A 25,791-nucleotide genomic window follows, 5' to 3' on the forward strand; every position below is an offset into this window, starting at 1 on the left:
CACGGCGTGGGAATCGCGCCGTCGGCAATGACAGGACTCCCTGGTGACCCAGCACGTGACCGAACCCGCACAGACCATCCGCGCGGCTGAGGGGCGGGACGTGTGGGCTGAGCACTCTCACGACGTCCTCGTCGAGACCGCCCGTACCTACAACGGCTACATCACCCAGCACGAGCTGGCCGCGGAGGTGCAGTCCCGATCCGGGCTGCGCACGCGTACGCCGGTGCGCAGCTGGATCGACGGGGTCCTCGCCGTCGTCGTCGAGCGCTGCCACGCGGCGTCCGAGCCTGCGCTGACCGCCCTCGTGGTGAGCCGCGACGACGGTCAGGTCGGCGAGGCGTACGACGCGGTGCTCACGGCGCGCGGCGACTGCCCGATCACTGACGAGACCGAGCGCGAGAACCACGCGGCGAAGGCGCGGCTGGAGTGCTACGGCCGCTGGTGTGACGACGTCCCCGCCGACGCCCGCCCGACCTGGTCGCCGAAGGCCGCTGCCGTGCGGGACGCCAAGCGTGACAAGGCCCCTGCGCGGCGCGGTGCGATCTGCCCGACCTGCTTCACCGAGACCTCGGTCACGGGTGTCTGCGGTCGCTGCTCAGTCGGCTGAGGCCCGGGCCTCGAGCGTCGGTGGTCGTCACTCGGGCAGGGCAGCGACACCGCGCGAGCCGGCGTGCGCGTACGACGCGACGACCCGCTCCTGCTGGGCCCGACCCCGCTGCTCGAGCGCGCGTCGACCGCGGGCCCCACGGCCGACGACGCGGTAGCGCCAGACGTTGCCGACTGCTCGGGCGCCGAACGCCCACGGCGGCCGGACGGGCAGGCCGAGCTCACGCATGCTCCGCACACCGAGGAAGGCCGTCAGCATGCTGAGCAGCCGCTCCTGCTCGTACCGGCCGTGCACGCGCGCCCGCCACGGGGTCGGCGAGCCGAAGTCGCGGGACGTCTGCGCGCTGACCACCGAGGCCGCGAGCTCACGTCCGGCCGCCGTCTGCTCGGCGGCCGCGAGCAGGAGGTGCAGGTTGATGCGGTTGCGCTCGCGCTCGTCGTCGGTGAGGAAGTCGGCGTGCACGCCCATCAGCCAGCCGACGTACTTCCACAGGTGGAGCAGGTCGTCGGCGTCCGCGCGCGACACGGGTACGCCGAGGGCGCGGCAGCCGACGAGGAGGGTCGCGTCGAAGAGGCCGAGCGTGCCCGCCTGGTCGGCCTGATTGATCGGCAGACCCCAGCGCGCGATGTCCCAGCGCGACGGATCGTTCTCGTACGACGCGTTGACCAGCGCGTGCATGACGCGGACGTGGACGGTCTGGCGCCAGGCGTCGCCTCCGGGTCGGAGCGCGCGCGGCCGGGCGAGGCCGAGCGTCCAGTCCTGGGTCTCGGCGAGCCTGCGGAGCGAGTCGTCGCCGGTGAGACCACCCGTGGCGACCAGCAGGTCGGTCGGCCCACCGAACCGGTAGCCGCCGATCAGCGACAGCTGCAGCAGGACGTCTCCGGCGTTGCGCCCGAGCCGGCTGAACGCGCGCGCACCCGCGTCGACACGGTCCCAGTCGACCCAGCGCGGCGGCGTCCGGACCTCTGCCATGAACACGGCGAGAGACGCTGGGGCGTGCACCTCGCCGTCGGACTCCAGGGCCGCCCGCAGGTCGGCGCGGGTCACCCGGTCGGGGTCGCCGGCCGGAAACCGCATCGCAGTCGCGAGCACCGCGCCGAGCTCGTCGCGTTCGAGCAGCGCCTCGCCGAGCCGGTCGAGCAGCTGCTCGTCGACGGGCTCGTCCTGGAGGCCGGAGAACCGGCGCAGCGTACGGCCCAGCCGGGCACCGCGCGCCTCGGCCTCACGGTGCCGGGTGGGCGTCGTCGTCCGCGCAGGTGCCGTCATGACATCAGTCTGATGCGAATGATCACTCGCATACCATTCGTTTCATGCGCAAGACGCCCCAGCAGGAGCGGTCCCGGCAGACGGTCGAACGCATTCTGCTGGCAGGTCAGCAGATCCTGGCTGCCGATGGGTACGGCCGCTTCACGACCAACCGGGTCGCCGACGCCGCAGGTGTGAGCCCTGGCTCGCTTTATCAGTACTTCCCCGACAAGGCGTCGATCATCGACGTGATCCTCGACCGCTACTGGGAGCGGTTCTCCGACCGGGTTGCGGCTGCGCTCAGTGCACACCTCGCCGACGAGGACGATCCGGTGCGGGCCGTCGCCGAGGCACTCGTGGGCGCGCTCGAGCAGGACGCCGCGCTGATGCGTGTGGTGGCCGAGGAGCTGCCGATCGCCCGGTTCAAGGAGCGCCGCGCGGCCCTGGGGCAGCGCATCGGGGACATGCTGGCCGCCTACCTGACCTTCGTCGGTCGGCTCGATCGCGCTCAGGCCGTACGCCGCGCCTGGGTGCTCGTCACCACGGCCGAGGCTGTCGCGTCCCGCTGGGTGCTCGACGAGACCGTGCTCTCGCGTGAAGAGCTGATCCACGAGCTGTCGGCGCTGGCGCGGGCGTACGCCGGCCTGCCCGGCGACGCCTGACCGCCCGCCGACCCGGGAAATGTGCATTATGCATAGATTTGATATATAGTTGCGCTAGGCACAGAGTCGTGCCGCCCACCACACCCCTTCATCGCGAGGTCTCTGCATGCCCGATCTCACTCCCCATGAGCGCCTGGTCGACGCGTTGTCCGCGCTCGGCCGCGCCACCCGTGCGTCCGCCGCTCACTGGGAGCACGCGGCCGGCACGCTGACCCGCCCCGACCTGGCCACCCTGAAGTGCATCGAGAGCCAGGGCGAGGTGCGGATGAGCTGCCTGGCCACCGCCGTCCAGGTGCACCCGTCGGTCATCAGCCGCCAGATCAGCGCCCTCGAGGCCGCGGGCCTCGTCGAACGCCGCATCGATCCCGACGACCGCCGCGCCGGACTCGTCCGGGTCACCGCCGCAGGTCAGGCCCAGGTCGCCGCGACGTCGCAGGCGTTCGCGGACTTCCTCGGGCGGCGTACGGCGCACTGGGACCCCGCACGGCTCGCGCTCGCAGCCGACCTGATCCACGAGATGGCCGACAGCCTCGGCCCCGCCGAGGCGACCACCGAAGACCACACCACCACGGAGGAGCTCACCACCGCATGACCGCTGTCGCCGAACCCGAGCAGAGTCAGATGACTCACCGCGAGATCCTCGAGATGCTCGCGGGCCTGCTCGCCGCACTCTTCACCGCGATCGTCAGCTCGACGATCGTCTCCAACGCTCTGCCGACCATCATCGGCGAGCTCGAGGGCAGCCAGACCCAGTACACCTGGGTCGTCACCATCTCGCTGCTCACCATGACCATCACGACCCCGATCTGGGCCAAGCTGTCCGACCTGTTCAACAAGAAGGTGCTCGTCCAGCTGGCGATCATCCTGTTCGTGGTCGGCTCGATCTTCGCGGGCATGTCGACCAACGTGCCGATGCTGCTCGTCTTCCGCGGTGTCCAGGGTGTCGCCATGGGCGGCCTCACCGCGCTCGCCCAGTCGATCATCGGCTCGGTCATCCCGCCCCGTGAGCGTGGCCGCTACTCGGGCTACATGGGCGGCGTCATGGCGCTCGCGACCGTCAGCGGCCCGCTGCTCGGCGGCGTCATCGTCGACACCAGCTGGCTCGGCTGGCGCTGGTGCTTCTACGTCTGCGTCCCGCTCGCGGTCTTCAGCCTCTACATGCTGCAGCGCTACCTGCACGTGACGACCGTCCGACGTGACGTCACTATCGACTACCTCGGCGCGATCCTGATCGCGATCACCGCGGGCCTGCCGCTCGTGTGGGTGTCCTTCGCCGGCAGCTCCTACGACTGGCTGTCCTGGCAGACCGCGGCGTTCCTCGGGGGAGCGCTCGTCGCCGGCGTCCTCGCCTTCGTCCAGGAGGCACGTCACCACGAGGCGCTCGTCCCGATCCGTGTCATGCGCACCCGTACGACCGCGCTCGCCATCGTCGGCAGCCTCGCCGTCGGCATCGCGATGTTCGGTGCGCCGGTGTTCTTGGGTCAGTACTTCCAGATCGCGCGGGACCACACGCCGACCGAGGCCGGTCTGCTGATGATCCCGCTGATGCTCGGGTCGCTCGTCGGCACCGCGGGCTCGGGCCAGTTCATCACCCGCACCGGCCGCTGGAAGAACGTCATGGTCCTGGCCGCGGCGCTGCTGATCGTCGGTCTGGGCCTGCTCGGCGCGATCGACCACGCCACCCCGCTGTGGCACGTGTCGGTCTTCATGGTGCTCGTGGGCGTCGGCATGGGCGGCCTGCTGCAGAACCTCGTGCTCGCCGTCCAGAACACCGTCGACGTCACCGAGGTCGGCGCGGCCAGCGGCACCGTGTCGTTCTTCCGCTCGCTCGGCGGCGCCATCGGCGTCTCCGTCCTCGGCGCCGTCCTCGCCCACGACGTCAAGGACCGCATCGCCACCGGACTGCAGACGCTCGGCGTCGACCCGGCCAAGGCGTCCGGCGGAGGGTCGACGGGCACGCTCGACGTGCACGCCATGCCCGCGCCGATCGCCCACGTGGTGCGCAGCGCGTACGGCGACTCGACCGGCCTGATCTTCCTGATCGCCGCGGTCGCCGCCGTCGCCACGCTGCTCAGCGTGCTGGCGATCAAGGAGGTGCCCCTGCGTCGTACGGTCCGCAAGATCGACGACGAGGAGGCTGTGCGCGACGAGGTCGACGCCACGGTCTGACCTCTCTCCTGACGAGACCCGGTACGAGCGCCCGCGCCTGCTCGTACCGGGTCTCGCCGCGTTCGTGGTGAACGCCACGGACGAAATTCGTCAAGGTTCGGACAAATCGCCGCCGATCCACGAGACTCCTGCCGAACGATCGCCCAGGGGAGACCATGACGACGACGCGCCGCGCCGAGCGAGAGCTGTCTCGCCGACGTCGCCGTCGCATCGCGACCGTCGCAGGTGTCCTGGGCGGGTTGCTGGTCGCCGGAGGCGCGGCCGCCGTCGTGTTCGTCGGCCTCGGCATGGACAAGCCCTCCGCGCCGCTGCCCACCCCGACCGCTCCGGTGCAGAAGATCGACCCGTTCGGCACGGTCGCGCCCTCGGCGACGACTCCGTCCGCCGGCGACGGATCGGCGGTGGCCGGCGACACGGCGACCCCGATCGAGCTGCCGCGGGGAGTCAACGCCGTGCCAGCACCGATCGCCCCGTCGAGTGCGACCTCGACACCCCGCCCGAACGCCCCGGCCGGTGGCACCCCGGGGCCCGCGTCGAGCACGTCTTCGGGCAGCAAGCCCGACCGGCCCACGGCGAAGCCGGCGTCGAGCAGTCGCACACCGACCTCCGACGCGCGGGGGAGCGGCCGCACCAAGAAGCCCCGTCCGACGCCTCCGGGCAAGGACGGCAAGCCCCCGACCTGAAGAGGCCCGCACGGGCCGGGCCACTGACGGGGACACTGCACCTGCGTACAGGCTCGACCAGGAGGCCTGGGCCCCGCCCTGTGATACGTCGGTCGTCGGGTTGACTCGGTCTGTCAAGTGGAGTGAGCGAATTTCGTTGTGCCCCAACAGAATTCGATACCTGGGAGCGTTTGCCGGCGCGAGTTCCGTTGCAGCCCTTGCGGTTCTCGGACGTCTCTTCCAGGTTGAGAGTCGTGCGACAGGGGGTCGCACCTCAACGGATCGGGGGATCCATGCGTTTGCTCAAGTCTGCTGCTGCCGTCGCGCTCGCCGCGGGAGCCACGTTCGCGGGAGCCGCGTCACTCGCGCCCGGCGCCGATGCAGCTCAGCCGTCCACCGCTCAGATCGCAGGCTCGTCGTGGCACGGCTGTCCATGGGGCGCCGTCTGCATCTATCCGCAGGACGCCGGATACAACGGCGACCGACCGTCGAACGTCTACTGGAGCTACGGGTCGCACAAGCTCTACAACCAGTACGGCACACACATGATCGTCAACAACCAGTACGGCGGCGCGCTCGCCACCCTGTGCACGGGTTCGTACGGGACCGGGTGCATCGACTGGTTGCCCGCGGGCACGGCCGTGCCGGCGTACCTCACGCCGTACAACTCGATGCTGCTGGCGCCCAACCCGGCCGACTGACCGACGCGACAGCACCTGGTGCACCGGCCTGTCACAGGGCCGGTGCACCATTCGTCGTGACAACGGCGGGCGGCCCGGGCAGGCTGGCACCGCACAGCAGCCGCAACCGTCTGGGGAACGATGAGCACGCACCGCGAGACACAGCGCCTCGAGGCACTGGTCGACGACGCCTACCGCGAGCGTCGCGACGACTGGGAGGCCGCCCGCGACACCGTCCGGCGCTGGCTGCGCGTGCAGATCCGCGACCTGCTGCACGAGAGCGACGAGTCGCGGCTCGACGTGTCGCACCACCGCATCAAGGCGGCCGACCGCGCCCTCGACAAGCTGCGCCGCCGCATCGCCGAGGGGCGGGTCGAGGCGATCCGCAGCGTCGAGGACGTCGAGCAGCGGGTGCGCGACATCGTCGGCATCAAGGTGCTGTGCAAGTCACCGCGTGACCAGGCGCTGATGTGCAAGGCGCTGCTCGACGAGGCCCTGCTCGGCGACCTGCGACTGGTCGACCACAAGGACCTCGTCGACCCGCCCAAGGAGAGCGGCTACCGCGCACACCACGTGATCCTGCAGGTGCCCGTCGACGGTGCCGAGCCGGTGCTCGTCGAGGTGCAGGTCAAGACCCGCCTGCAGGACGCCTGGGGCGAGCTGACCCACGAGGACCTCTACAAACCGGGTGCCGCCATGAAGCCGGGCCCCTTCCACGGCTCGGTCGCCCGCGCGATGGCCGCCATGCTCGCGGCCGTCGACAGCATGGCCGACGACCTGGCGCTCGAGCTCGAGGGCTCGCTGGCCGCCGATGCCAGCGCCCAGACGGCGCCGGACGCCGACGACGCGCCCGACCTCGACGACGCCGACGCCATCGAGGTGCGGGTGCGTACGACGGGGCCGAGGTTCGCGCTCGCGGTCGACGAGAGCGGCCGGCAGGGTCTCATCCCGGCGTACGCCGTCCGCAAGCTGCTGGGGGTCAAGGGCCGCATCGACGTCGACGAGCACCTGCACGTCAACGACGTGATCCGCGCCCGCACCAAGGAGAACGACAAGGGCTTCTACTTCCTGCCGACCACCCTGGCGCGGGGCACGGAGTCCGAGACCGCCTAGCCCGAGGGCGCCGCTGGAGGGCCGGTCTTCAGCGGGTGAGGGCGGCCTCGATGTCGGCGCTGATGCTCTGCGGCTTGGTGGTCGAGCCGTAGCGCTTGATGACCTGCCCGTCTCGGCCGACCAGGAACTTGGTGAAGTTCCACTTGATGCGGCTGCCCAGCGCACCGCCCTGCTGCGACTTCAGCCACGCGTACACCGGATGGGTGTCCTTGCCGTTGACGTCGACCTTGTCGAACATTGGAAAGCTCACGCCGTAGTTCTTCTGGCAGAACGCGCCGATCTCGTCGGCCTCGCCCGGCTCCTGGCCCGCGAACTGGTTGCAGGGGAAGCCCAGGACGACGAAGCCCTGGTCCTGGTACGTCTCGTACAGCTGCTCCAGGCCCTCGTACTGCGGTGTGAACCCGCACTTGGAGGCGGTGTTGACGACGAGGGCGACCTGGCCGTCGTACGCCGAGAGCGACTGCTCGGTGCCGTCGAGGGTGGTCGCGGAGAAGTCGCGCAGCGCGGTCATGAGGGTCCTTCCGGTGAGGGTTGCCGTCACGGGTGGTTCGGGGAGGATGCCCGTGCGGACGGGTCCAGTCCACCACCCGATCGCCGCCGCGGACGCGGGTGCCCGCGAAAAGATCACCTGCTGAGCACGGTCCCGTGTGACACTCGAACGCGTGGATGCCGATCCGGACGTCCGTACGACGGTCTCCGAGCCGCTCGCGTCGGCCCTGGCCGCCGCGCGGGACGCTGCCCGGACGGCCGACCGGCTGGTGCTCGTCGAGGGTCCGAGCGACCGGGCCGCCCTCGAAGCCCTGGCCGACCAGCAGGGCAGAAGCCTTGCGGCCGAACGCGTTTCGGTCGTCGCGATGGGCGGCATCACCAACGTCGCGTGGTTCCTGGAGGCGCTGCGCCCGTACGACGTGCAGCTCGCCGGCCTGTGCGACGCAGGCGAGGAGCGGTACGTCGTACGCGGGCTGGGGCGGGTCGGCATCACCGACGTCGACAGCCGTGCCGACCGCGAGGCGCACGGCTTCTTCACGTGCGTGGCGGACATGGAGGACGAGCTGATCCGGGCGCTGGGCACCGCCGCCGTCGAGCTGGTGCTCGAGGCGGAGGGCGAGCTGACGTCGTACCGGCTGTTCCAGCAGCAGCCCGCTCAGCGTGAGCGGACGGCCGTCGAGCAGCTGCACCGGTTCATGGGCACCCGGTCGATGCGCAAGATCCGCTACGGCCGGCTGCTCGTCGAGGCGCTGGACCCCGAGCGGGCGCCGCGGCCGCTGGTCGGCGCCCTCGCCCCTGCCGCTTAATCGGTTGCCGCGCCGACGCGCGGCTGCTGTCCTGGGGTGACCGACACCCGAGACCAGGAGATTCGTGATGCGAGCTGCGTTCATGCCTTCGGGCGGTCTCAAGCGGTTTACGCAACGTTTTGCTGGTTGAGGAGCTTGTTGAGCTTCTCGGCTGGGGTGGCCCAGCCGAGGGTCTTGCGGGGGCGGCCGTTGAGCTCTGCTGCGACGTTGTCCAGGATGCCGGGGCCGTGCAGGGACAGGTCGGTGCTCTTGGGGAAATACTGGCGTAGCAGGCCGTTGGTGTTCTCGTTGCTGCCGCGTTGCCAGGGTGAGCGCGGGTCACAGAAGTAGACCGGGATGCCGGTGGCGAGGCTGAAGCTGGCGTGCCGGGCCATCTCGCTGCCCTGGTCCCAGGTCAGTGACCGGCGTAGGTGTTCGGGCAGGGTCATGATCTTGGCGGTCATGGCTTGCTCGACCTGCTCGGCGGTGTGCCCGTTGGGCAGGTGCAGCAGCATCACGAACCGGGTCGATCGCTCGACCAGGGTCCCGATCGCTGACTGGTTGCCAGCGCCGATGATCAGGTCGCCCTCCCAGTGGCCGGGCACGGCCCGGTCATCGGCCTCGGCAGGACGTTCGCTGATGTTGACCATCCCGACGATCTTCGCGTGCTTGCCGGCCCGAGCCGCGCCGCGCGGGATCCGCCGGGCCCGCCCGGACCGCAACGCGTCACCGACCTGCGCGCGCAGGCTGCCACGCCCTTGGACGTACAGCGCCTGGTAGATCGTCTCGTGCGACACCCGCATCTCCGGATCGTCAGGGAAGTCCGTGCGCAGCCGGTGAGCGATCTGCTCAGGGCTATGCCGCTGTTTCAGCCCCGAGACTACTTCGGCCCACAACCGGCTCCCCGGGCTCAGCTTCAACGGCCGACCCGCGTGCCGGGCCGCGCCGGCGGCCCGCGCGTTGTCCTGCGCCAGGCGCTGCGCCCGCGCGGCCTGATAACCGACCGGGTCCTTCGGATCGACCCCGGCCCGGACCAGCTCCCGGGTGATCGTCGAGGGCGCCCGCCCCAGCTGCGCCGCGATCGCCCGCAACGACGGACGCGGCTGCTGTGAGAGCAACCACTGCAGCTGTGCTCGATCTTCCAGGCTCAGGCGCCCACCGGACTCACTCACCCTCGGAGGAATACCACCGGACTGGGCCAACCACACATACCCCGACTGATCGGACACGCCCGCCGCGGCCGCCGCGACCGCGACCGACTCACCACCGGCCAACGCCTCCCAGAACAGCCGACGCCGCTCCCACGGCACCGGCGGCCTCCCACGACGAGGACGAGACATGCTGCAACACCTGACCTTTCATCACAGGCGTTGCGCGAACCACCTGAGCCCGCCTTCGCCGCAGGCCCACCGCACCCTCGCAAAGGACATGAGCTCTCTTGGCATCACTCAACCTGGGCGTCGTCGCGCATGTCGACGCCGGTAAGACCAGCCTGACCGAACGGCTTCTCTTCGAGGCCGGTGTCATCGACGCCGTCGGTCGCGTCGACGACGGGTCGACCCAGACCGACTCGCTCGCGCTCGAGCAGCAGCGCGGCATCACCATCCGGTCCGCCGTCGTGTCGTTCGTCGTCGGCGGCACGACGGTCAATCTCATTGACACTCCTGGCCATTCGGACTTCATCGCCGAGGTCGAGCGGGTGCTCGGCGTGCTCGACGGCGCCGTGCTCGTGGTGTCCGCGGTCGAGGGTGTGCAGGCGCAGACCCGGGTGCTGATGCGTGCTCTGCAACGCCTGCGCATCCCGACGGTCATCTTCGTCAACAAGGTCGACCGGGTCGGTGCCGACCCCGAGCGGGTGCTCGGCGAGCTGCGCTCCCGCCTCTCGCCGGCCGTCGTGCCGTACGCCGACGATCACCTTCTGTCGGAGGAGTGCGTCGAGGCGTTGGACGACGACAACCTGCTGGCGGCCTTCATCGAAGGCACGGCGACTGCCGCCGACGCTCGAGAAGTGTTGGCATACAAGGCGACCCGGGCGTCGGCGTACCCCGTGCTGGTCGGCTCGGCGGTCACAGGTCAGGGCGTGCGTGACCTCATGGCCGCCCTGCCCGAGGTGCTCCCGAGTCGTGAGGGCGCGAGCGACGAACCGCTGCACGCACGAGTCTTCAAGGTCGAGCGCGGCGAGGCTCGCGAGCGGGTGGCGTACGTCGACGTCCGGCGCGGTGCGCTGCGAGTGCGCGATCGGGTCGAGGTCGGCGGTGAGCGCTCGAAGGTCACAGCCGTCCGGGTCTTCCGCGACGGGTCGTCGGTGCCCTCCGACGTGGCCTCAGCAGGGGACGTCGCTCAGGTGTGGGGGCTGTCCGGGGTGCGCATCGGCGACGAGATCGGTTGTGGCACAAGCAAGCTGGCGGACTTCCACTTCGCGCCGCCGTCGTTGGAGACCGTCGTCGACGTGGTTGACAGCGCGGACCGCACCGCGATGTTCGCCGGGCTCACCGAGCTCGCCGAGCAGGACCCTCTGATCGGGCTGCGCCGCGACGACGTCCGTGGCGAGGTCGCCGTGTCGCTCTACGGTGAGGTGCAGAAGGAGGTCATCGCCTCGATGCTGGCCGACGAGTACGGCGTCGACGTGACCTTCCGTGAGACAACTACGATCTGCATCGAGAGGCCGGTGGGCGCCGGTGCTGCGGTCGAGGTGATCGACGTCGACCCGAACCCGTTCCTCGCGACGGTCGGGCTGCGCGTCGAGCCGGGGCCGGTGGGCAGCGGCGTGCGGTTCGAGCTCGGGGTCGAGCTGGGGTCGATGCCACCGGCGTTCTTCGCGGCCGTCGAGGAGGCGATCACGGAGACGTTCCGTGAAGGGCTGCACGGGTGGCAGGTCGCGGACTGTGTTGTCACCATGACCGATTCGGGCTACTGGGCGAGGCAGAGCCACGCGCACGGCACGTTCGACGCGAGCATGTCGAGCACGGCGGGCGACTTCCGTCGGCTCACCCCGCTGGTGCTCATGGAGGCGCTCCGGCAGGCCGGGACGGTGGTGTGCGAGCCGATGCACCGGTTCGAGCTGGAGGTGCCCGAGTGGGGCCTCAGCGCGGCGTTGTCACTGCTCGCGACCGTGCGAGCGGTGCCGCTCGAGACCGAGCCGCGCGGGTCGGCGTACCTCGTCAGCGGCGATGTCCCGGCGGCTCAGGTGCACGGGCTGCAGCAGCGGCTGCCGTCGGTGACGAGCGGTGAGGGAGTGCTGACGACGGTGTTCGACAGGTACGAGCCGGCGCGGTCCGCGGTCGCGGATCGCCCTCGGGTGCAGGCGAATCCGCTCGACCGGCGGGGCTATCTCGTCGACCTCGGCCGCTGGCACGGCTGACCCCACCGGCGAAAGGTGGTGACGTGCACACGTATGATGTGCTGCTCGCCAGCTTGTGCCGGGGGCGGTCAGGACTCGCGGGGAGACTCCTGCGGGTAGCCGCGCACGACCGCCCGCTCCAGGATGCCGAGCGTGCCGCGCAGCGCGCTCTGCGGGATGACCGGGAAGATGCCGCTCTCACGCCACTCGTCACTGGTGTCGGACCAGTCGTAGTAAGACGTCACGACGGTGCTCTCACCGTCGTCGGTCGGCTCCAGCCGATAGCCGTAGACGTGGCCGATCTGCGGGCGGACGGTGCCGAGGATCGTCCAGGCGATCTCGACGTCGTGCTCGTAGGTCGTGATGGTGACGGTGACGTCGTACCGGCCCATCGGCAGGTCGCCCAACGCCTCACGGTCCATGTGGACGACGAACGTGTCACCGACCTGCTCGACGCGTTCGCCGTCGGCGCTCTGGAGCATGCCCGAGCTGTCGATGGCCACGTGCCCCTGCGGGTCGGTGAGCACGGCGAAGATCTCGTGAGGTTCGGCGGCGATGGTGCGCTGCGCCTCGAGGCGCTCGGTGGGCGCCTCGGTCGCGACGGCGGTCTGCTGGCTCATGAGTTCCACCTTCGCAGTGATCGGCGCGGAAATCCGGGGTGTCTCACCCTTCGCACGCATCGTGAGACGGCGTGAGGCGTCGGCGCAGGGCCGGCTGTGCCCAGGCGCACGCCAGCGCGGCGGCCGCGGGCAGCAGCCAGGCGGCGACCGGACCGCCCCGGTCGAGCAGCTGGGTGCCGAGCAGCGGCGCGAGCGTCGTCGCGACTCCCCACGAGAGCCCGAACACCGCGAGGTACGCCGCCCGCCCGTGCTCGGGGGCCAGCCCGGCGGCGAGCGCCATGCCGTGACCGAGCAGCAGCACCTCCGCCGCACCGCAGACGACGGTGCCGACGAGGAACAGGCTCAGCCGGTCGGCGTACGCGTAGGCGACGAGCCCGACCGCGAGCACGACGTACGCCGCACGCATCGTCGCGAAGCTGTCGCGCCCGGCCGTGAGCACGGGCACGAACGGTGTGACCGCGACGCCCGTCACCGCGGAGGCCGCGAGCAGCACACCGAGGTGCCACGACGGCAGCCCGCGGGCGTCCAAGGTCAGCGGTAGCGCCATGACCAGCAGCATGTAGATCGTGGCGAGCACGGACCCGACCCCGAGCAGCAGCAGGAGCCGGGTGTCGCGCCAGGGCCGGACGGGGACCGCGTCGTACGCCGGCGCCGTCACCTCTCCCGCGGGCAGGTACGCGCGCACGATGGCCGCGCAGGCCAGGCAGCTGGCCGCGTCGATCACGAACAGCAGCCGCAGGTCGAGGCTGCTGACGGCGGCGGCGATGCCTCCGGCGAGCACCCCGGCGACGGCCATCGAGGCCTGCAGGAGCGCGTACGCCGCCGGCCGGTCCTCGGGTGCGCTGACGTCGGCGATGATCGCCTGGCTCGCGGGTTCGTAGATCTCGTAGGCGAGCCCGAAGGCGACAGCGGCCACCGCCGCGCTCGCAACCGTCGGCGAGGCGGCGATCCACAGCTGGCTCACGGCGCACCCGACCAGGCCGAGCACGATCGTGCGGCGTCGGCCGATCCGGTCGGCCAGCCGGCCACCGGCCAGCCGCGACGGCACGGTCGCCAGCCCGAACGCCGCGAGGACCACCCCTGCGGTCGTGAGGCTCGCGCCCAGGTGCCGGGTCAGCAGCAGCCCGAGGAAGGCCATCGAGAACGCGCCGAGCCGGTTGACGGTCCGCGCGAGGACGAGCACGCGGACGGGCCGAGGGACTCCGCGCCAGGTGAGCGTCTGCGAGGCTGTGGCTGACGGCATGAGAACCCCTGTGACTGGTCAAAGTAGTATTGATGGTCACGTTAAGACTGAGGAGTGTGACTGGTCAAGTGCGTTTCGACAGTCATGTGGTGCGGCTGCTCGCGGCGGCCGAGCAGCTCGTCAACGCGCTGACCCCCGGCGGTGACCGCGGCAAGCCGTACGACGCCCCCGAGGGCCGCGACCTGCGTACGGCCGTCGAGACAGCGCTGCGCTCCGACGGCTACGCGCCACGGGTCACGGCGGCTCAGGCCGAGCGCTTCCTCGCGCTGGCGGGCCGGCTGCGCGAGGTGTTCGTCGCCGCCGACGCGAGCGACCTCACTCGCGCGGCACGACTGGTCAACGCCCTGCTCGACGAGACCGGCCCGCGTCCGCGCCTCGACGACCACGACGGCGAGCTGCACCTGCACTTCCACGGGTCCGACCCCGAGCTGTACGCCGGATGGGCGCCCGGCGTCGCCGCCGGCCTCGCGATGGCCCTCGGCAGCGACATGGGCGGCCGGCTCGGCGTGTGCGAGGCGCCCGGCTGCGACCGCGTCTACGTCGACGCGTCCAAGAACAGCGGCCGCCGGTTCTGCTCGACCCGCTGCCAGAGCCGGGTCAAGGCCGCCGCCCATCGCGAGCGCGCCAAGGGGTGACCGAGCACCACGGACTCGACCGACCGACGCGGCCCGCGGGCGGGCTCACCGTCCTGCTCGCAGCGACGTTCCTGTCGTTCATCGACTACGCCGCGCTGCTGCCGGTCGTGCCGTTGTGGGCTGCAGGCGGTGGTGCGTTCGGTGTCGCGGTCGGTGCCACGACCGGCGCGATGATGGCCGCGACCGTCGCCACCCAGCTCGCGATGCCCTGGCTGCTGCGGGTGCTGTCCTTGCGCGCGATGTTCGTCGCGGGCGCCGTGCTGCTCGGCGTCGCCACACCGCTCTACCTCGCCTCGGACGCGCTCGCACCGGTGCTCGCGATCACGGTCGTGCGCGGCATCGGCTTCGCGTTCGTCGTGATCTCGGGCGCCACGCTCGTCGCGCACCTCGCACCGCCCGGCCGACTCGCCTCGGCGTCCTCGCTGTACGGCGTCGCCGCGGCTCTCCCCAACCTGGCGGCGCTCGCCGGAGGCGTGTGGGCCGTCGAGACGTGGGGCTTCGACGCGGTGTTCTGGGTGGCGGCGGCGACGTCGCTGGTCGGTGCGGTCGTCGCCCTGGGTCTGCCGGCCGGCGTACGCAGCAGCTTCACGCTCGTCGCCGGCGGCGATCTCGGCCGGATCGCGGTGACGATCGTGCTGTTCGTGCTGTCGTCGGCCGCGTTCGGCGCGGTGACGACGTTCGTGCCCCTCGCCGGTCCGAGTGCAGGTCTCGCGGCGGCCACGCTGCTGGCCGCGTCGATCGCGCTCGTGTGCGGTCGCCTCGGCGCGGGCGTGCTCGGCGACCGTCTCGGCTCCGGGCGGGTGCTGCTCGTCGCGGTCGTGGTCGCGGCAGCGGGACTCGCGCTGATGGCCGTCTCCCTGACCTCGCGCGCGCCCGTGCTGCTCGCGGGCGCCGCGTTGCTCGGCCTCGGGTTCGGCGCCGCTCAGAACGACTCGTTCGTCGACACGATCGACGGGCTCGGCCGTGAGCACACCGGCACCGCGAGCACGATCTGGAACGTCGCGTACGACGGCGGGTTCGGCATCGGCGCCATCGCCCTCGGCGGCGTGGTGGGGCGTTACGGGTACGACCAGGCGTTCCTCGGCCTGGCGGTCGTGATGGCCGCGCTCGCGGCACTGGCGGCGTGCGCGGGCGGCGGCGGTCGTCGTACGCGCGACCCCTCGCCCTCACCCGGCCGATAGTGCAAGCCTGGTCGTTCCGAGGTCTCCGGGAGCGACACGGCTTGCACTCTCGGCGCTGACGAAGCCGGTGCGGAATGTTTAATCTTCAACTACTGTTGACGCGAGTGACCGTTCGACTCGAGGAGATGCCATGCCTGCCGTGACCGTCGACAACATCCTGACTCTGCCGCGCGTGACCGAGCCCGACGTCACCGCGCGCTCCCGGGCCGTCCGGTCCGTCACGACCGCCCCGCGTGGCTTCGAGGGGGAGGGCTTCCCGGTGCACCGCGCGTTCGCGGGGGTCGACATGGCCGCCCTCGACCCGTTCATCCACATGGACCAGATGGGTGAGGTCGAGTACGCCGCGGGCGAGCCCAAGGGGACGCCGTGGCACCCGCACCGTGGGTTCGAGACCGTGACCTACATGATCGACGGCGTCATGGAGCACCAGGACTCCCACGGTGGTGGCGGCGTCATCAAGGACGGCGACACCCAGTGGATGACCGCCGGCTCGGGGCTCCTGCACATCGAGGCGCCGCCGGAGGAGGTCGTCATGAAGGGCGGCCTGTTCCACGGCACTCAGCTGTGGGTCAACCTGCCCAGCCACCAGAAGATGTCCGACCCGCGCTACCAGGACATCCGCGGCGGCGAGGTCGCGCTGCTCAGTACGCCGGACGGCGGCGCCCTCCTGCGCGTCATCGCCGGTGAGGTCGACGGGCACTCCGGCCCTGGCATCACGCACACGCCGATCTCGGTCGTCCACGCGACGGTCGCACCGGGCGCGCGGGCCCGGCTGCCGTGGCGGCCCGACTTCAATGCACTCGTCTACGTGCTGTCAGGTGACGGCTACGTCGGCTCCGAGCGGCGGCCCATCGGCAGCGGCCAGCTCGCGGTGTTCGGGCCTGGCGACGTCATCGAGGTCGGCGCGTCCGACCGGCAGGAGTCGCGCCACCCGTCCCTGGAGGTGCTGGTGCTGGGCGGCCGCCCGATCCGCGAGCCCGTGGCGGCGTACGGGCCGTTCGTCATGAACACCCGCGAGGAGCTGATCCAGGCGTTCGAGGACTTCGAGGCCGGCAAGCTCGGCACGATCCCGAGCGAGCCGCACCCCGGCCACGACGTGCTCTGACGGCCTACGTCCTCTCGGCGAGGACTGGTGCGGCTCGCGGCGCACGCCCCGACAAGAGTGATCCAGGTCTCATTGCCTGAACTGGAATCGTTCCAGAAAAGGCCATAGGGTCGTGGCCAGGCCGCGGCGGACGAAAAGGTCCGCGCACCAACGGTGCCGAGCGCGCGGCGTACCCCCGTCGACACGACCGAGGAGCAGCTCTCTTGTCTCTCATCAACACCCCGATCAAGCCCTTCAAGGCGACCGCTTTCCGCAACGGCAGCTTCGTGGACGTGACCGAGGCCGACGTCAAGGACAAGTGGGCGATCTTCTTCTTCTACCCGGCCGACTTCACGTTCGTCTGCCCGACGGAGCTGGGCGACCTGGCCGAGCAGTACGACGAGCTGCAGCGCCTGGGCGTCGAGGTCTTCTCCGTCTCGACCGACACCCACTTCACCCACAAGGCGTGGCACGGCTCGTCCGAGACCATCGGCAAGATCCAGTACGCCATGATCGGCGACCCGACCCTCGCGATCTCGCGCAACTTCGAGATCCTGCGTGAGGACGAGGGCCTGGCCGACCGCGGCACCTTCCTGGTCGACCCCGACGGCATCATCCAGTTCACCGAGGTCACCGCCGAGGGCATCGGCCGCAACGCCACCGAGCTCGTCCGCAAGGTCAAGGCTGCGCAGTACGTGCGCAACCACCCGGGCGAGGTCTGCCCCGCCGCCTGGGAGGAGGGCGAGGAGACCCTCGCCCCGAGCCTGGACCTCGTCGGCAAGATCTGAACCACCCGCTGTTGAACCGGTTCGACCCGCCGGTTGAGCCGGTCGAGCCGCTAGGCGAGACCGTGTCGAAACCTGGTGTCGTGGAGGGAGATTCGCCCCGACCGGCACCTGGTTTCGACACGGTCCTCCGCTAGCGCTCCGGCCCGGCTCAACCAGCGAAGGCCGGCTCAACCAGCGAAGGCCGGCTCAACCAGCGAAGGCCGGCTCAACCAGCGGCTGGTGCCGCTCGACCGGTTGCCGCCACTCGAATTCGACTCTGCCTCAGAGGAGTACGTCATGCTCGACGCCAACCTGACCGCCCAGCTCAAGGCGTACCTGGAGAAGATCCAGCAGCCGATCGTGCTGCGCGCCTCGCTCGACGACGGTGCCAAGTCGACCGAGCTGCGCGGCCTGCTCGACCAGATCGCCGGCCTGTCCGACCAGGTCAGCGCCGAGTACGACGGTGACGCGGCCCGCCGCCCGTCGTTCGACATTGTGCGCGCCGAATCTCCTGACGTGGCAGTCACTTTCGCGGGCATCCCGCTGGGCCACGAGTTCACCTCGCTGGTGCTCGCACTGCTGCAGGTCGGCGGCCACCCCTCGAAGGAGGCCGTGGAGACGATCGAGCAGATCCAGGCTCTCGAGGGCGAGCACCACTTCGAGACGTTCTTCTCGCTGTCCTGCCAGAACTGCCCCGACGTCGTGCAGGCGCTCAACCTGATGGCGATCCTCAACCCGGGCATCACCCACACGGCGATCGACGGCGGCGTCTACCCCGACGAGGCCAAGTCGCGCGAAGTCCTCGCCGTACCCACGGTGTTCAAGGACGGCGAGGTGTTCGGCCAGGGCCGCATGACCCTCGAGGAGATCCTCGGCAAGGTCGACTCCGGTGCGGCCGAGCGCGCAGCGTCCGCGCTGGAGGACTCCGACCCGTACGACGTGCTCGTCATCGGTGGCGGCCCCGCCGGCGCAGCAGCGGCAATCTACGCGGCGCGCAAGGGAATTCGTACGGGCATCGTCGCCGAGCGGTTCGGTGGTCAGACCCTCGACACCATGGCGATCGAGAACTTCGTGTCCGTGTCACAGACCGAGGGCCCGCGCTTCGCGGCCGACCTCGAGCGGCACGTCAACGACTACGAGGTCGACATCGTGAAGTCGCAGCGCGCGGCCGAGCTGGTGACCGAGACCGACGACGCCGGCCACCTCGGCGTACGCCTCGACTCGGGCCCGACCCTGCGCGGCAAGACGATCGTGCTCGCGACGGGTGCGCGTTGGCGCACGATGGACGTGCCGGGCGAGGACGACTACCGCAACAAGGGCGTGACGTTCTGCCCCCACTGCGACGGCCCGCTGTTCAAGGGCAAGCCGGTCGCAGTGATCGGCGGCGGCAACTCCGGTGTCGAGGCCGCGATCGACCTCGCCGGCCTCGCGTCGCACGTCACGCTCATCGAGTACGCCGGTCAGCTCGGCGCCGACGAGGTGCTGCAGCGCAAGGTCCGTTCGCTCGACAACGTGGACGTCATCCTGAGCGCGCGCACCACCGAGGTGCTCGGCGACGGCTCGAAGGTCACCGGCCTGACGTACGAGTCGCGCACCGACGGTGCCGTCGGAAAGCTCGACGTGTCAGGCGTTTTCGTGCAGATCGGGCTGCTGCCCAACACGGAGTGGCTCAAGGAGTCGGTCGCGGTGACCAAGCACGGTGAGATCGAGATCGACGCCGCCGGCCTGACCAACGTGCCCGGCGTGTTCGCGGCCGGTGACTGCACGACGACGCCGTACAAGCAGATTGTCGTCGCGACCGGTGCCGGCTCGACGGCGGCGCTGAGCGCGTTCGACCACCTGATCCGCAGCTGAGGCGTTCATCGGCGACTCGTCAGCCTGAGGCCGTCGGCTCGGCCTGGCGCAGGCGAAGGATGGTGGTCAAGGCAGTGTGCACTGGTTCGCCAGGTGAACCACGTGGTCGCATGGCTCACCACACGAACCAGTGCACAGCGCTCACACCCCCCTGTTGCCAGGCGGCGGGCCCGCGCCGGGCGACGGTGGCGCGGGCCCGGCCGTTGCTGTGTGAGACTCACGCCGTGACTGACGAACAGCTGATCGCCACGACGCCGAACGCCGAGTGGCTCCCCACAGGGAGCTCGGCCGAGGTGTGGGCGGGCGCGCACTGCCAGGTGCCCGACGACTGCATCATCGTGCGGCTGCTGTTGATCCGCGGCGACCGCTTCTTCTGCGTGCCGACGGTCAAGGGGCTCGACCTCCCGACCCAGCCGCTCGGCCGTGACGGTGAGCGCATGACGCCCGGTGACGGGCTGACCAAGCTGCTGCGCACGACGGTCGGTCGCGACGGCGCGACGACGCACTGTGTCGGTTACGTCCGCAACGTCGTACCCGAGCCCGACGCCGGCTATCCGCACCCGGTGCCGTACGCGCACGTGCCGGTCTTCACTGTCGAGGGTGCCGCGGCGCCGGTCGTCGACGGTGAGTGGCTGACGCTCGACGGTGCGCGGCCCGACCTCGACGTACGCCACTGGTGGCCCATCGTGGAGGCCGCCTTCGACCGCGCCGGCTGACGGCGCCCACGGACGAGACGACCCGCTCCTTGTCAGACGACCCGCCGATCGGCGGGTCGTCTGACAAAGAGCGGGTCGTCTCGCGGGGGTCAGTGAGCGGTCGGCGTCGAGTGCGAGGGCGGCGCGGGCGCGTCGTCCTGCACCTGCGCCCCGGCCGACACGACGAGCCCGCCGAGCAGGAAGCCCGCGATCCCGACGGCCAGGGTGGACGCGCTGGGCCCGGTCCAGCTCGTACGACGCTGCAGCCGGTCCGGTGCCGCGTGCTCGTGGCCGTGGTGCTCGTCATCTGGTCTCGAGACGGGCTCGCCCTGGGGGGCTCGCCCTCCTCGACCAGCGGGAGCGGCGGGCTCGCCCTGGGGGGCTCGCCCTCCTCGACCAGCGGGAGCGGCGTGATCCATCGCGGCGTGGTCGTGGCCCATGAACTCGTGCGTGAGCGCATGGCCCTTGCCGCGACTCATGAGGTAGACGTTGACCGGGTACGCCGCCGCGAAGGCTGCTGTCAGCGCGATCGCCATCGACACCCAGAACAGCGGCCGGTCGAGGCCGGCGTCCATGGCGCCCGGGATGACGTTCATGACGGCGTTGTCGACCAGCTCCATCGCCGCGATCGACAGCGTGTCGGCGGCGAGCACGAGCTTGAGCGCGGCGCCGACGCTCAGGCCGCCGAGCACCACGGGCAGCGCCGACAGCGAGTAGCCGAAGACGAACGCCAGCGCGATCGACAGCACGGTCGTCGGCAGGTTGGACCAGCCGTTGTGGGTGCCGATCATCAGGCCGACGATCTCACCGATGGAACATCCGGTGAGGCAGTGCAGCGTGGCGCTCGCGGCCATGGGGTCGAGTCGTCGCATCAGGCAGCTCCTTCCGGTGTGCGGACGGGCGTGGTCGACGCCGTGGCGCGAAATCCCCTGAGCCGCAGGCTGTTCGAGACCACGAACACCGACGACAACGCCATCGCCAGCCCGGCGAGCATCGGGTTGAGCAGACCGGCAGCGGCGAGCGGCAGCGCGGCGACGTTGTAGGCGAACGCCCAGAACAGGTTGCCCTTGATCGTCCGGAGCGTACGCCGGGCGAGCCGGATCGCGTCGACGGCCACCCGCAGGTCGCCGCGGACGAGCGTCAGGTCGCTGGCCTCGATGGCGACGTCGGTGCCCGTGCCCATCGCGAGCCCGAGGTCGGCCTGCGCCAGGGCAGCAGCGTCGTTGACACCGTCACCGACCATCGCGACCGAACGTCCTTCGCCCTGAAGCCTTTTCACCACATCGACCTTGTCGGCCGGCAGCACGTCGGCGATGACCTCGTCGATGCCGACCTCGGCGGCGACGTTCCTGGCCACGGTCTCGTTGTCGCCCGTGAGCAGCACCGGCCGGAGGCCGAGGTCCTTCAACCCTGCCACCGCGGCGGCCGAGGTCGACTTCACCTGATCGGCCACGGAGATCACGCCCCGGGCCGACCCGTCCCAGGCCACGGCGACCGCGGTCGCTCCGGTCGACTGCGCCTCCTCCAACGCGGAGGCGAGCGCGGGCGGCAGCGTCACCGACCACTGCGCGAGCAGCGCCGGGCGTCCGACGACGACGGCGTGACCGTCGACCACACCGTGCGCGCCGAGACCCTCGTCGGCGGCGAACGACTCGACCGGAGGCAGATCGCCGTCGGCGGCTGCTCCTGCCGCGATGGCTCGTGCGATGGGGTGCTCGGAAGCCGACTCGACCGCACCGGCCAGGCGCAGCACCTCCGCGCGGGACGAGCCGTCGACGGCGGTCACCGATGCGAGCGTCATCTCGCCGGTCGTCACGGTGCCGGTCTTGTCGAGCACGACCGTGTCGACGGCGCGCGTCGACTCCAGCGCCTCGGGGCCCTTGATGAGGATGCCGAGCTGCGCGCCGCGACCGGTGCCGACCATCAGAGCGGTCGGCGTCGCGAGGCCGAGCGCACAGGGGCAGGCCACGATGAGCACGGCGACCGCCGCGGTGAACGCCGCCGTCGGACCTTCGCCGGCACCGAGCCAGAACCCGAGCGTGCCCACCGCCAGAGCGATCACGACGGGCACGAAGAACCCGGAGATCCGGTCGGCCAGCCGCTGCACCTGAGCCTTGCCGTTCTGGGCGTCCTCGACGAGCCGGGCCATCTGCGACAGCTGCGTGTCAGCGCCGACCCGGGTGGCGCGTACGACGAGGCGGCCGCCCGCGTTGACGGTCGCGCCGACGACAGCGTCGTCCACACCGACCTCGACGGGCACGGACTCACCGGTCAGCATCGACGCGTCGACTGCTGAGTTACCTTCGACGACAACACCATCTGTGGCGATCTTCTCGCCCGGCCGGACGACGAACTGGTCGCCGACGACCAGGTCGGCGACCGGCGTACGGACCTCGCGGCCGTCGCGCAGCACCGACACCTCCTTGGCGCCGAGCTCCATCAACGAGCGCAGCGCGGCGCCGGAGGCCCGCTTCGAACGCGCCTCGAACCAACGCCCCGCCAGCAAGAACGTCGTGACGCCCGCGGCGGCCTCGAGGTAGATGTTGCCCGCGCCGTCGGTGCGCTCGATCGAGATGCGGAACGGGTGCGTCATGCCCGGTTCGCCCGCGGTGCCGAGGAACAGCGCGTACAGCGACCAGCCGAACGCCGCGAGCGTGCCCACCGACACGAGGGTGTCCATGGTGGTCGCACCGTGGCGCAGGTTGGTCCAGGCGGCCTTGTGGAACGGCCACGCGCCCCACACGACGACCGGCGCAGCTAGCGTCAGCGACGCCCACTGCCAGTAGTCGAACTGCCACGCCGGCACCATCGCGAGCACGATGACGGGGACGGACAGGATCGCCGAGACGATCAGCCGCTCGCGCAGCGAACGCTCGTGCTCGTACGCCGGGTCGCGGGCCTCGTCGGCCGCACCCGCCTCAGCAGGGGGCTGGGGGAGTGCGGCGCTGTAGCCCGCGGCCTCGACGGTCGAGAGCAGGTCATCGGTCGAGATCGACTGGGGATACTCGACTTTCGCCTTCTCGGTCGCGTAGTTGACCGTGGCCGTGACGCCGTCGAGCTTGTTGAGCTTGCGCTCGATCCGGTTGGCGCACGACGCGCACGTCATGCCGGTGATCGCGAGCTCGACGCTGTCGGTGGTGTGCTGGTCAGTGGGCATGGGGTGTGTCCTCGTGGTTGGTCGAAGACGGCGAACCCGCAGGAGTGCCAGTGGATCCGACGCGTACGACGAGCTCGGCGGTGCGGACGACGTTGCCGTGCTTGAAGTCGAGGTAGAGGCGGTAGTCGCCTGCGCTCGGCGCGGTCGCCTCGAACGTCACCGTCGGACCGGGCTTCGTACGCCCGTCGCCGGGGGTGCCGGACGGGTGGACGTGCAGGTACGCGAGGTCACCGCTGCGCAGCGCGACCAGGTGGCCGTACGCGCCGAGGTAGGGCTGCAGGTCGTTGACCGGCTTGCCTGCCTTGGAGACGGACAGCGTCAGGGGCGCGGAGCGACCGGCCGCGAGCGAACCCGTGAGCTGCACGGTGTAGCCGTCGACCGTGCTCGTCGCGCGCGGTCCGGGGTCGGCGGCGGGCTGGTAGGCACCGGCCACGTCGAGGTCCTCGCCGAGCGTGAGCGCAGGCCCGCCGGTCGGCGTGAAGTCGGCGAACACCCGCCACTGACCGGCGCTCAGGTCGAGCGGGACGGTCCACCGGCCCTGGGCGTCCATCGTCGGGTGGACGTGCTGGAAGCCGGTGAGGTCGCGGCGCACGGCGATCAGGTGCAGGCGCTTCTCGTGCTCGACGTCGAACCGGGTGACCGGCTTGCCGTCGGGCCCGGTGATGCTGAACCCGACCGTCTGCGTGCCGGCCGGCGACGTACGCCGGTCGAGACTCAGGCGGTAGCCGGCCTGGGCGACCTGCAGCCCACCGGGGACGTCAGCCGCCGGAGCAGCCGGAGCCGCGCTCGTCGTACCGCCGCCGTGCCCGGCGTGGCCGGACGCGTCGGTCGCGCTCATCGAGGGTGAGCCCCCGTGGCCGTGTGCGGCCGGTGGCGAGTCGGTGTCGAGCGGCCCGATCGCCTTGCCGCCGAGCAGCGCGACCCCGAACACCGCGGCCAGGCCGACGGCGAACCCGCCGACCTTGGCGGCGGTGCGGTCGCCACTCATGCCAGTGCGTAACCGGCCTCGTCGACGGCGGCGCGCACGGCGTCGTCGGCAACGGGCTGGTCACTGGTGACGGTGAGGGCACCGGAGGCGAGGTCGACCTTGACGTCCGTGACGCCCGCGATCTCCTGGACCTCCTCGGTCACGGAGGCGACGCAGTGGCCGCAGGTCATGCCGGTGACGGTGTAGGTGGCAGTGCTCATGGCGAATCTCCTTGGTGTCGAACGGGTTTCAGGACTTCACGAGACGCGCGATCGCGTCGGTGGCCTCTTTGATCTTGACCGCGGCCTCGGCGTCACCCTGGCGGGCGGCGTCGACGACGCAGTGGTTCATGTGCTCCTCGAGCAGGCCGAGCGAGACGGACTGCAGCGCCTTCGTCATGGCCGACACCTGCGTGAGGATGTCGATGCAGTACTTCTCCTCCTCGACCATCCGCTGCAGGCCGCGGGCCTGGCCCTCGATGCGGCGCAGACGCTTGAGGTAGTCGTCCTTGCGGTGGATGTAGCCGTGGTGGTGGTGCTCCGCGGAGGCGGTGGCCTCGACGGCGTCGCTCATGAGTGCTCCTCGCTCGGTTGCTCAAGGAACAGCATACCCCCCTAGGGTATTTCCGCAAGGGGGTCAGCCGATGCGCACCTCGCCCGCGACCTGGGCGGCGACCGCGCCGACGGTCGTCGTCGCCTCGTCTGCCCAGTCGGTCAGCACGAGGCCGTACGGCGACCGCCACCCGCCCGGCGACAACGGGTGGTCGTACGGATCGCCCAGCAGCGTGTCGAGGTCGCCGACGCCGGCCTTGACCAGCGCCTCCGCGCGCGTCCAGCCGTGCCAGGTCCGTACGCCGGAGCGCGAGACGGCCGGCGGGGCTCCCGGGCCGACGCGCTCGACGTCGACGCCGACGTCGCCTGGCCCGACGGCGGCCGCGACCACCCCGCCGGCGTGCGCCCACGAGACCCCGAGACCGTCGTACGCCGGCAGCCGGGGACGTCCGTGCTCACCGCCGCAGCGGTCGCACACCTGCGTGACCTGCACTGATCTCAGGGCGAGTGCGGTCGCGGTCTCGCCGGTGGCCTCGAGCAGGACGAGCCGAGCGAGGACCCGTGCGGCGACGAAGTCGGTGTGATCCCGCCTGCGCCACAGGCGGTCGTGCCGGTCGAGCTCCGGCGGGGTCAGCAGGTCGCGGGGCGCGATCACGCCGTCGACGAGGCCGAGGACGGCACTGGTCGGCATGGATCGGGCGAGGACACGCATCGCCGAAGACTCTAGAACGCGATGCGGCTCAGTCGACCGCTCGCAGCGCAGGCGGCTCGATTCCTTCCGCTGGTTGAGCCGGCCCGAGGCGGGTCTCGATACCGCTCGTTCCTCGGCTACTCGACCGACGTGCCGGTCGGGGAGGGTTCGGTGAGGAGTGTGCACTGGTTCGTGTGGTGAACCACTCGCATCGGTGGCTCACCTGACGAACCAGTGCACACTGCGCGACCAGATCCCTCCTGCTCCAGCAGGCCCCCCCGCTGGTTGAGCCGGACGGAGCGCTAGCCGTTCCCGCTGGTTGAGCCGGACGGAGCGCTAGCCGTTCCCGCTGGTTGAGCCGGACGGAGCGCTAGCGGAGTCCGTGTCGAAACCCGGTGCCTCGTGGGGAGACTCATCCGTTCGCAGTCGCCGTGGTTTCGACTCGGCCTCGCCCTTGGGGGCTCGACCGGCTCAACCGGCGGGGGGCGGCACTCCATGCGCTGCCGGGCAGACAGGCCTGGTCGTGTTCATGGTCGCCACCCTTGACCTCCGCGGTCGCGACGTGGATGACCTCCGAGGTCATGGGCACGGTCG

General features: G+C 70.9%; 26 protein-coding genes. 15 read left to right on the forward strand and 11 right to left on the reverse strand.

What is annotated here, in order from left to right; all coding sequences use genetic code 11:
- Positions 1–43 precede the first annotated feature (43 nt).
- Positions 44–607: a hypothetical protein gene (locus VV01_RS20280; RefSeq protein WP_231635293.1), complete on the forward strand. Its 564-nt coding sequence runs from the start codon at positions 44–46 to the stop codon at positions 605–607.
- 27 nt (positions 608–634) lie between these two features.
- On the opposite strand, the gene VV01_RS20285 is transcribed toward VV01_RS20280, so the two are convergent.
- Positions 635–1,873, reverse strand: a complete 1,239-nt coding sequence (locus tag VV01_RS20285; protein WP_050671480.1) for an oxygenase MpaB family protein — start codon at positions 1,871–1,873, stop codon at positions 635–637.
- Positions 1,874–1,917: 44 nt separating this feature from the next.
- Between VV01_RS20285 and VV01_RS20290 the strand changes: the two genes are divergently transcribed.
- From VV01_RS20290 to VV01_RS20315, 6 genes are all read left to right on the forward strand, one after another.
- On the forward strand, positions 1,918–2,514 hold the full coding sequence (locus VV01_RS20290) for a TetR/AcrR family transcriptional regulator (protein ID WP_050671481.1): 597 nt from the start codon (positions 1,918–1,920) through the stop codon (positions 2,512–2,514).
- Between the two features lie 106 nt (positions 2,515–2,620).
- Positions 2,621–3,106: a MarR family winged helix-turn-helix transcriptional regulator gene (locus VV01_RS20295; protein WP_050671482.1), complete on the forward strand. Its 486-nt coding sequence runs from the start codon at positions 2,621–2,623 to the stop codon at positions 3,104–3,106.
- Complete coding sequence (locus tag VV01_RS20300; RefSeq protein ID WP_197275124.1) at positions 3,103–4,683, forward strand: MDR family MFS transporter; 1,581 nt, start codon at positions 3,103–3,105, stop codon at positions 4,681–4,683. Before VV01_RS20295 ends, VV01_RS20300 begins: the two co-directional genes overlap by 4 nt.
- Before the next feature lie 155 nt (positions 4,684–4,838).
- Positions 4,839–5,366 (forward strand): hypothetical protein, encoded by a 528-nt coding sequence (locus VV01_RS20305; protein WP_050671483.1) that lies wholly within the window; start codon positions 4,839–4,841, stop codon positions 5,364–5,366.
- Positions 5,367–5,638: 272 nt separating this feature from the next.
- A complete protein-coding gene (locus VV01_RS20310; RefSeq protein ID WP_050671484.1) occupies positions 5,639–6,046 on the forward strand; it encodes a hypothetical protein in 408 nt (135 codons plus the stop codon).
- A gap of 120 nt (positions 6,047–6,166) precedes the next feature.
- Complete coding sequence (locus tag VV01_RS20315; protein WP_050671485.1) at positions 6,167–7,138, forward strand: GTP pyrophosphokinase; 972 nt, start codon at positions 6,167–6,169, stop codon at positions 7,136–7,138.
- 28 nt (positions 7,139–7,166) lie between these two features.
- Here the strand turns inward: VV01_RS20315 and VV01_RS20320 are convergent, their stop codons facing one another.
- On the reverse strand, positions 7,167–7,649 hold the full coding sequence (locus tag VV01_RS20320) for a glutathione peroxidase (RefSeq protein WP_050671486.1): 483 nt from the start codon (positions 7,647–7,649) through the stop codon (positions 7,167–7,169).
- Between the two features lie 151 nt (positions 7,650–7,800).
- Between VV01_RS20320 and VV01_RS20325 the strand changes: the two genes are divergently transcribed.
- The gene (locus VV01_RS20325; RefSeq protein ID WP_231635294.1) at positions 7,801–8,433 is read left to right on the forward strand and encodes a TOPRIM nucleotidyl transferase/hydrolase domain-containing protein; all 633 of its coding nucleotides are present in this window, start codon (positions 7,801–7,803) and stop codon (positions 8,431–8,433) included.
- Between the two features lie 107 nt (positions 8,434–8,540).
- On the opposite strand, the gene VV01_RS20330 is transcribed toward VV01_RS20325, so the two are convergent.
- Positions 8,541–9,752, reverse strand: a complete 1,212-nt coding sequence (locus tag VV01_RS20330) for an IS30 family transposase (protein ID WP_071606473.1) — start codon at positions 9,750–9,752, stop codon at positions 8,541–8,543.
- A gap of 98 nt (positions 9,753–9,850) precedes the next feature.
- Between VV01_RS20330 and VV01_RS20335 the strand changes: the two genes are divergently transcribed.
- A complete protein-coding gene (locus tag VV01_RS20335; protein ID WP_050671488.1) occupies positions 9,851–11,773 on the forward strand; it encodes an elongation factor G in 1,923 nt (640 codons plus the stop codon).
- Positions 11,774–11,841: 68 nt separating this feature from the next.
- Here the strand turns inward: VV01_RS20335 and VV01_RS20340 are convergent, their stop codons facing one another.
- Together VV01_RS20340 and VV01_RS20345 are read right to left on the reverse strand one after the other, a co-directional pair.
- Positions 11,842–12,372, reverse strand: coding sequence for an SRPBCC family protein (locus VV01_RS20340; protein WP_050671489.1), 531 nt, complete (start codon positions 12,370–12,372; stop codon positions 11,842–11,844).
- A 43-nt stretch (positions 12,373–12,415) separates the two neighbouring features.
- Positions 12,416–13,615, reverse strand: a complete 1,200-nt coding sequence (locus VV01_RS20345) for an MFS transporter (RefSeq protein WP_050671490.1) — start codon at positions 13,613–13,615, stop codon at positions 12,416–12,418.
- A 68-nt stretch (positions 13,616–13,683) separates the two neighbouring features.
- Here VV01_RS20345 and VV01_RS20350 point away from each other — a divergent pair, with 68 nt between their 5' ends.
- The 6 genes from VV01_RS20350 (at position 13,684) to VV01_RS20375 (ending at position 19,852) form a co-directional block, all read left to right on the forward strand.
- Entirely contained in the window at positions 13,684–14,250 is a 567-nt protein-coding gene (locus VV01_RS20350; protein WP_050671491.1) for a CGNR zinc finger domain-containing protein, read from the forward strand.
- Positions 14,247–15,431 (forward strand): MFS transporter, encoded by a 1,185-nt coding sequence (locus VV01_RS20355; protein ID WP_050671492.1) that lies wholly within the window; start codon positions 14,247–14,249, stop codon positions 15,429–15,431. The genes VV01_RS20350 and VV01_RS20355 overlap by 4 nt, the downstream gene beginning before the upstream one ends.
- 130 nt (positions 15,432–15,561) lie before the next feature.
- Positions 15,562–16,536 (forward strand): pirin family protein, encoded by a 975-nt coding sequence (locus tag VV01_RS20360; protein ID WP_050671493.1) that lies wholly within the window; start codon positions 15,562–15,564, stop codon positions 16,534–16,536.
- 203 nt (positions 16,537–16,739) lie between these two features.
- On the forward strand, positions 16,740–17,303 hold the full coding sequence (ahpC, locus tag VV01_RS20365; protein ID WP_050671494.1) for an alkyl hydroperoxide reductase subunit C: 564 nt from the start codon (positions 16,740–16,742) through the stop codon (positions 17,301–17,303).
- A gap of 276 nt (positions 17,304–17,579) precedes the next feature.
- The gene (ahpF, locus tag VV01_RS20370) at positions 17,580–19,136 is read left to right on the forward strand and encodes an alkyl hydroperoxide reductase subunit F (protein ID WP_050671495.1); all 1,557 of its coding nucleotides are present in this window, start codon (positions 17,580–17,582) and stop codon (positions 19,134–19,136) included.
- A 224-nt stretch (positions 19,137–19,360) separates the two neighbouring features.
- Positions 19,361–19,852 carry a hypothetical protein gene (locus tag VV01_RS20375; protein ID WP_050671496.1) on the forward strand — a complete coding sequence of 164 codons (492 nt, stop codon included), beginning with the start codon at positions 19,361–19,363 and terminating at the stop codon, positions 19,850–19,852.
- 89 nt (positions 19,853–19,941) lie between these two features.
- Here VV01_RS20375 and VV01_RS22575 read toward each other — a convergent pair whose 3' ends face one another.
- The 6 genes from VV01_RS22575 to VV01_RS20405 all read right to left on the reverse strand — a co-directional run bounded on the left by VV01_RS22575 (position 19,942) and on the right by VV01_RS20405 (position 25,218).
- Positions 19,942–20,703 (reverse strand): DUF4396 domain-containing protein, encoded by a 762-nt coding sequence (locus VV01_RS22575; protein WP_071606474.1) that lies wholly within the window; start codon positions 20,701–20,703, stop codon positions 19,942–19,944.
- Positions 20,703–22,988: a heavy metal translocating P-type ATPase gene (locus tag VV01_RS20385; RefSeq protein WP_050671497.1), complete on the reverse strand. Its 2,286-nt coding sequence runs from the start codon at positions 22,986–22,988 to the stop codon at positions 20,703–20,705. The genes VV01_RS22575 and VV01_RS20385 overlap by 1 nt, the downstream gene beginning before the upstream one ends.
- A complete protein-coding gene (locus VV01_RS20390) occupies positions 22,978–23,976 on the reverse strand; it encodes a hypothetical protein (RefSeq protein ID WP_050671498.1) in 999 nt (332 codons plus the stop codon). Before VV01_RS20390 ends, VV01_RS20385 begins: the two co-directional genes overlap by 11 nt.
- The gene (locus VV01_RS20395) at positions 23,973–24,176 is read right to left on the reverse strand and encodes a heavy-metal-associated domain-containing protein (protein WP_050671499.1); all 204 of its coding nucleotides are present in this window, start codon (positions 24,174–24,176) and stop codon (positions 23,973–23,975) included. The genes VV01_RS20390 and VV01_RS20395 overlap by 4 nt, the downstream gene beginning before the upstream one ends.
- A 28-nt stretch (positions 24,177–24,204) precedes the next feature.
- Positions 24,205–24,528, reverse strand: coding sequence for a metal-sensitive transcriptional regulator (locus VV01_RS20400; RefSeq protein WP_050671500.1), 324 nt, complete (start codon positions 24,526–24,528; stop codon positions 24,205–24,207).
- A 63-nt stretch (positions 24,529–24,591) separates the two neighbouring features.
- Complete coding sequence (locus tag VV01_RS20405; protein WP_050671501.1) at positions 24,592–25,218, reverse strand: 4'-phosphopantetheinyl transferase family protein; 627 nt, start codon at positions 25,216–25,218, stop codon at positions 24,592–24,594.
- Between the last annotated feature and the right edge of the window lie 573 nt (positions 25,219–25,791).

Origin of the sequence: Luteipulveratus halotolerans (assembly GCF_001247745.1) — a bacterium.
GTDB classification, from domain to species: Bacteria; Actinomycetota; Actinomycetes; order Actinomycetales; family Dermatophilaceae; genus Luteipulveratus; species Luteipulveratus halotolerans.

Excerpts from the sequence above, each read along its gene's own strand:
- VV01_RS20390 (WP_050671498.1), bottom strand. The coding sequence starts at position 23,976 with ATGAGTGGCGACCGCACCGCCGCCAAGGTCGGCGGGTTCGCCGTCGGC.
- VV01_RS20330 (WP_071606473.1), bottom strand. The coding sequence starts at position 9,752 with ATGTCTCGTCCTCGTCGTGGGAGGCCGCCGGTGCCGTGGGAGCGGCGT.
- VV01_RS20305 (WP_050671483.1), top strand. The coding sequence starts at position 4,839 with ATGACGACGACGCGCCGCGCCGAGCGAGAGCTGTCTCGCCGACGTCGC.
- VV01_RS20320 (WP_050671486.1), bottom strand. The coding sequence starts at position 7,649 with ATGACCGCGCTGCGCGACTTCTCCGCGACCACCCTCGACGGCACCGAG.
- VV01_RS20385 (WP_050671497.1), bottom strand. The coding sequence starts at position 22,988 with ATGCCCACTGACCAGCACACCACCGACAGCGTCGAGCTCGCGATCACC.
- VV01_RS20300 (WP_197275124.1), top strand. The coding sequence starts at position 3,103 with ATGACCGCTGTCGCCGAACCCGAGCAGAGTCAGATGACTCACCGCGAG.
- VV01_RS20340 (WP_050671489.1), bottom strand. The coding sequence starts at position 12,372 with ATGAGCCAGCAGACCGCCGTCGCGACCGAGGCGCCCACCGAGCGCCTC.
- VV01_RS20315 (WP_050671485.1), top strand. The coding sequence starts at position 6,167 with ATGAGCACGCACCGCGAGACACAGCGCCTCGAGGCACTGGTCGACGAC.
- VV01_RS20345 (WP_050671490.1), bottom strand. The coding sequence starts at position 13,615 with ATGCCGTCAGCCACAGCCTCGCAGACGCTCACCTGGCGCGGAGTCCCT.
- VV01_RS20360 (WP_050671493.1), top strand. The coding sequence starts at position 15,562 with ATGCCTGCCGTGACCGTCGACAACATCCTGACTCTGCCGCGCGTGACC.
- VV01_RS20290 (WP_050671481.1), top strand. The coding sequence starts at position 1,918 with ATGCGCAAGACGCCCCAGCAGGAGCGGTCCCGGCAGACGGTCGAACGC.
- VV01_RS20310 (WP_050671484.1), top strand. The coding sequence starts at position 5,639 with ATGCGTTTGCTCAAGTCTGCTGCTGCCGTCGCGCTCGCCGCGGGAGCC.
- VV01_RS20285 (WP_050671480.1), bottom strand. The coding sequence starts at position 1,873 with ATGACGGCACCTGCGCGGACGACGACGCCCACCCGGCACCGTGAGGCC.
- VV01_RS20295 (WP_050671482.1), top strand. The coding sequence starts at position 2,621 with ATGCCCGATCTCACTCCCCATGAGCGCCTGGTCGACGCGTTGTCCGCG.
- ahpF (WP_050671495.1), top strand. The coding sequence starts at position 17,580 with ATGCTCGACGCCAACCTGACCGCCCAGCTCAAGGCGTACCTGGAGAAG.
- VV01_RS20400 (WP_050671500.1), bottom strand. The coding sequence starts at position 24,528 with ATGAGCGACGCCGTCGAGGCCACCGCCTCCGCGGAGCACCACCACCAC.
- VV01_RS20405 (WP_050671501.1), bottom strand. The coding sequence starts at position 25,218 with ATGCGTGTCCTCGCCCGATCCATGCCGACCAGTGCCGTCCTCGGCCTC.
- VV01_RS20395 (WP_050671499.1), bottom strand. The coding sequence starts at position 24,176 with ATGAGCACTGCCACCTACACCGTCACCGGCATGACCTGCGGCCACTGC.
- VV01_RS22575 (WP_071606474.1), bottom strand. The coding sequence starts at position 20,703 with ATGCGACGACTCGACCCCATGGCCGCGAGCGCCACGCTGCACTGCCTC.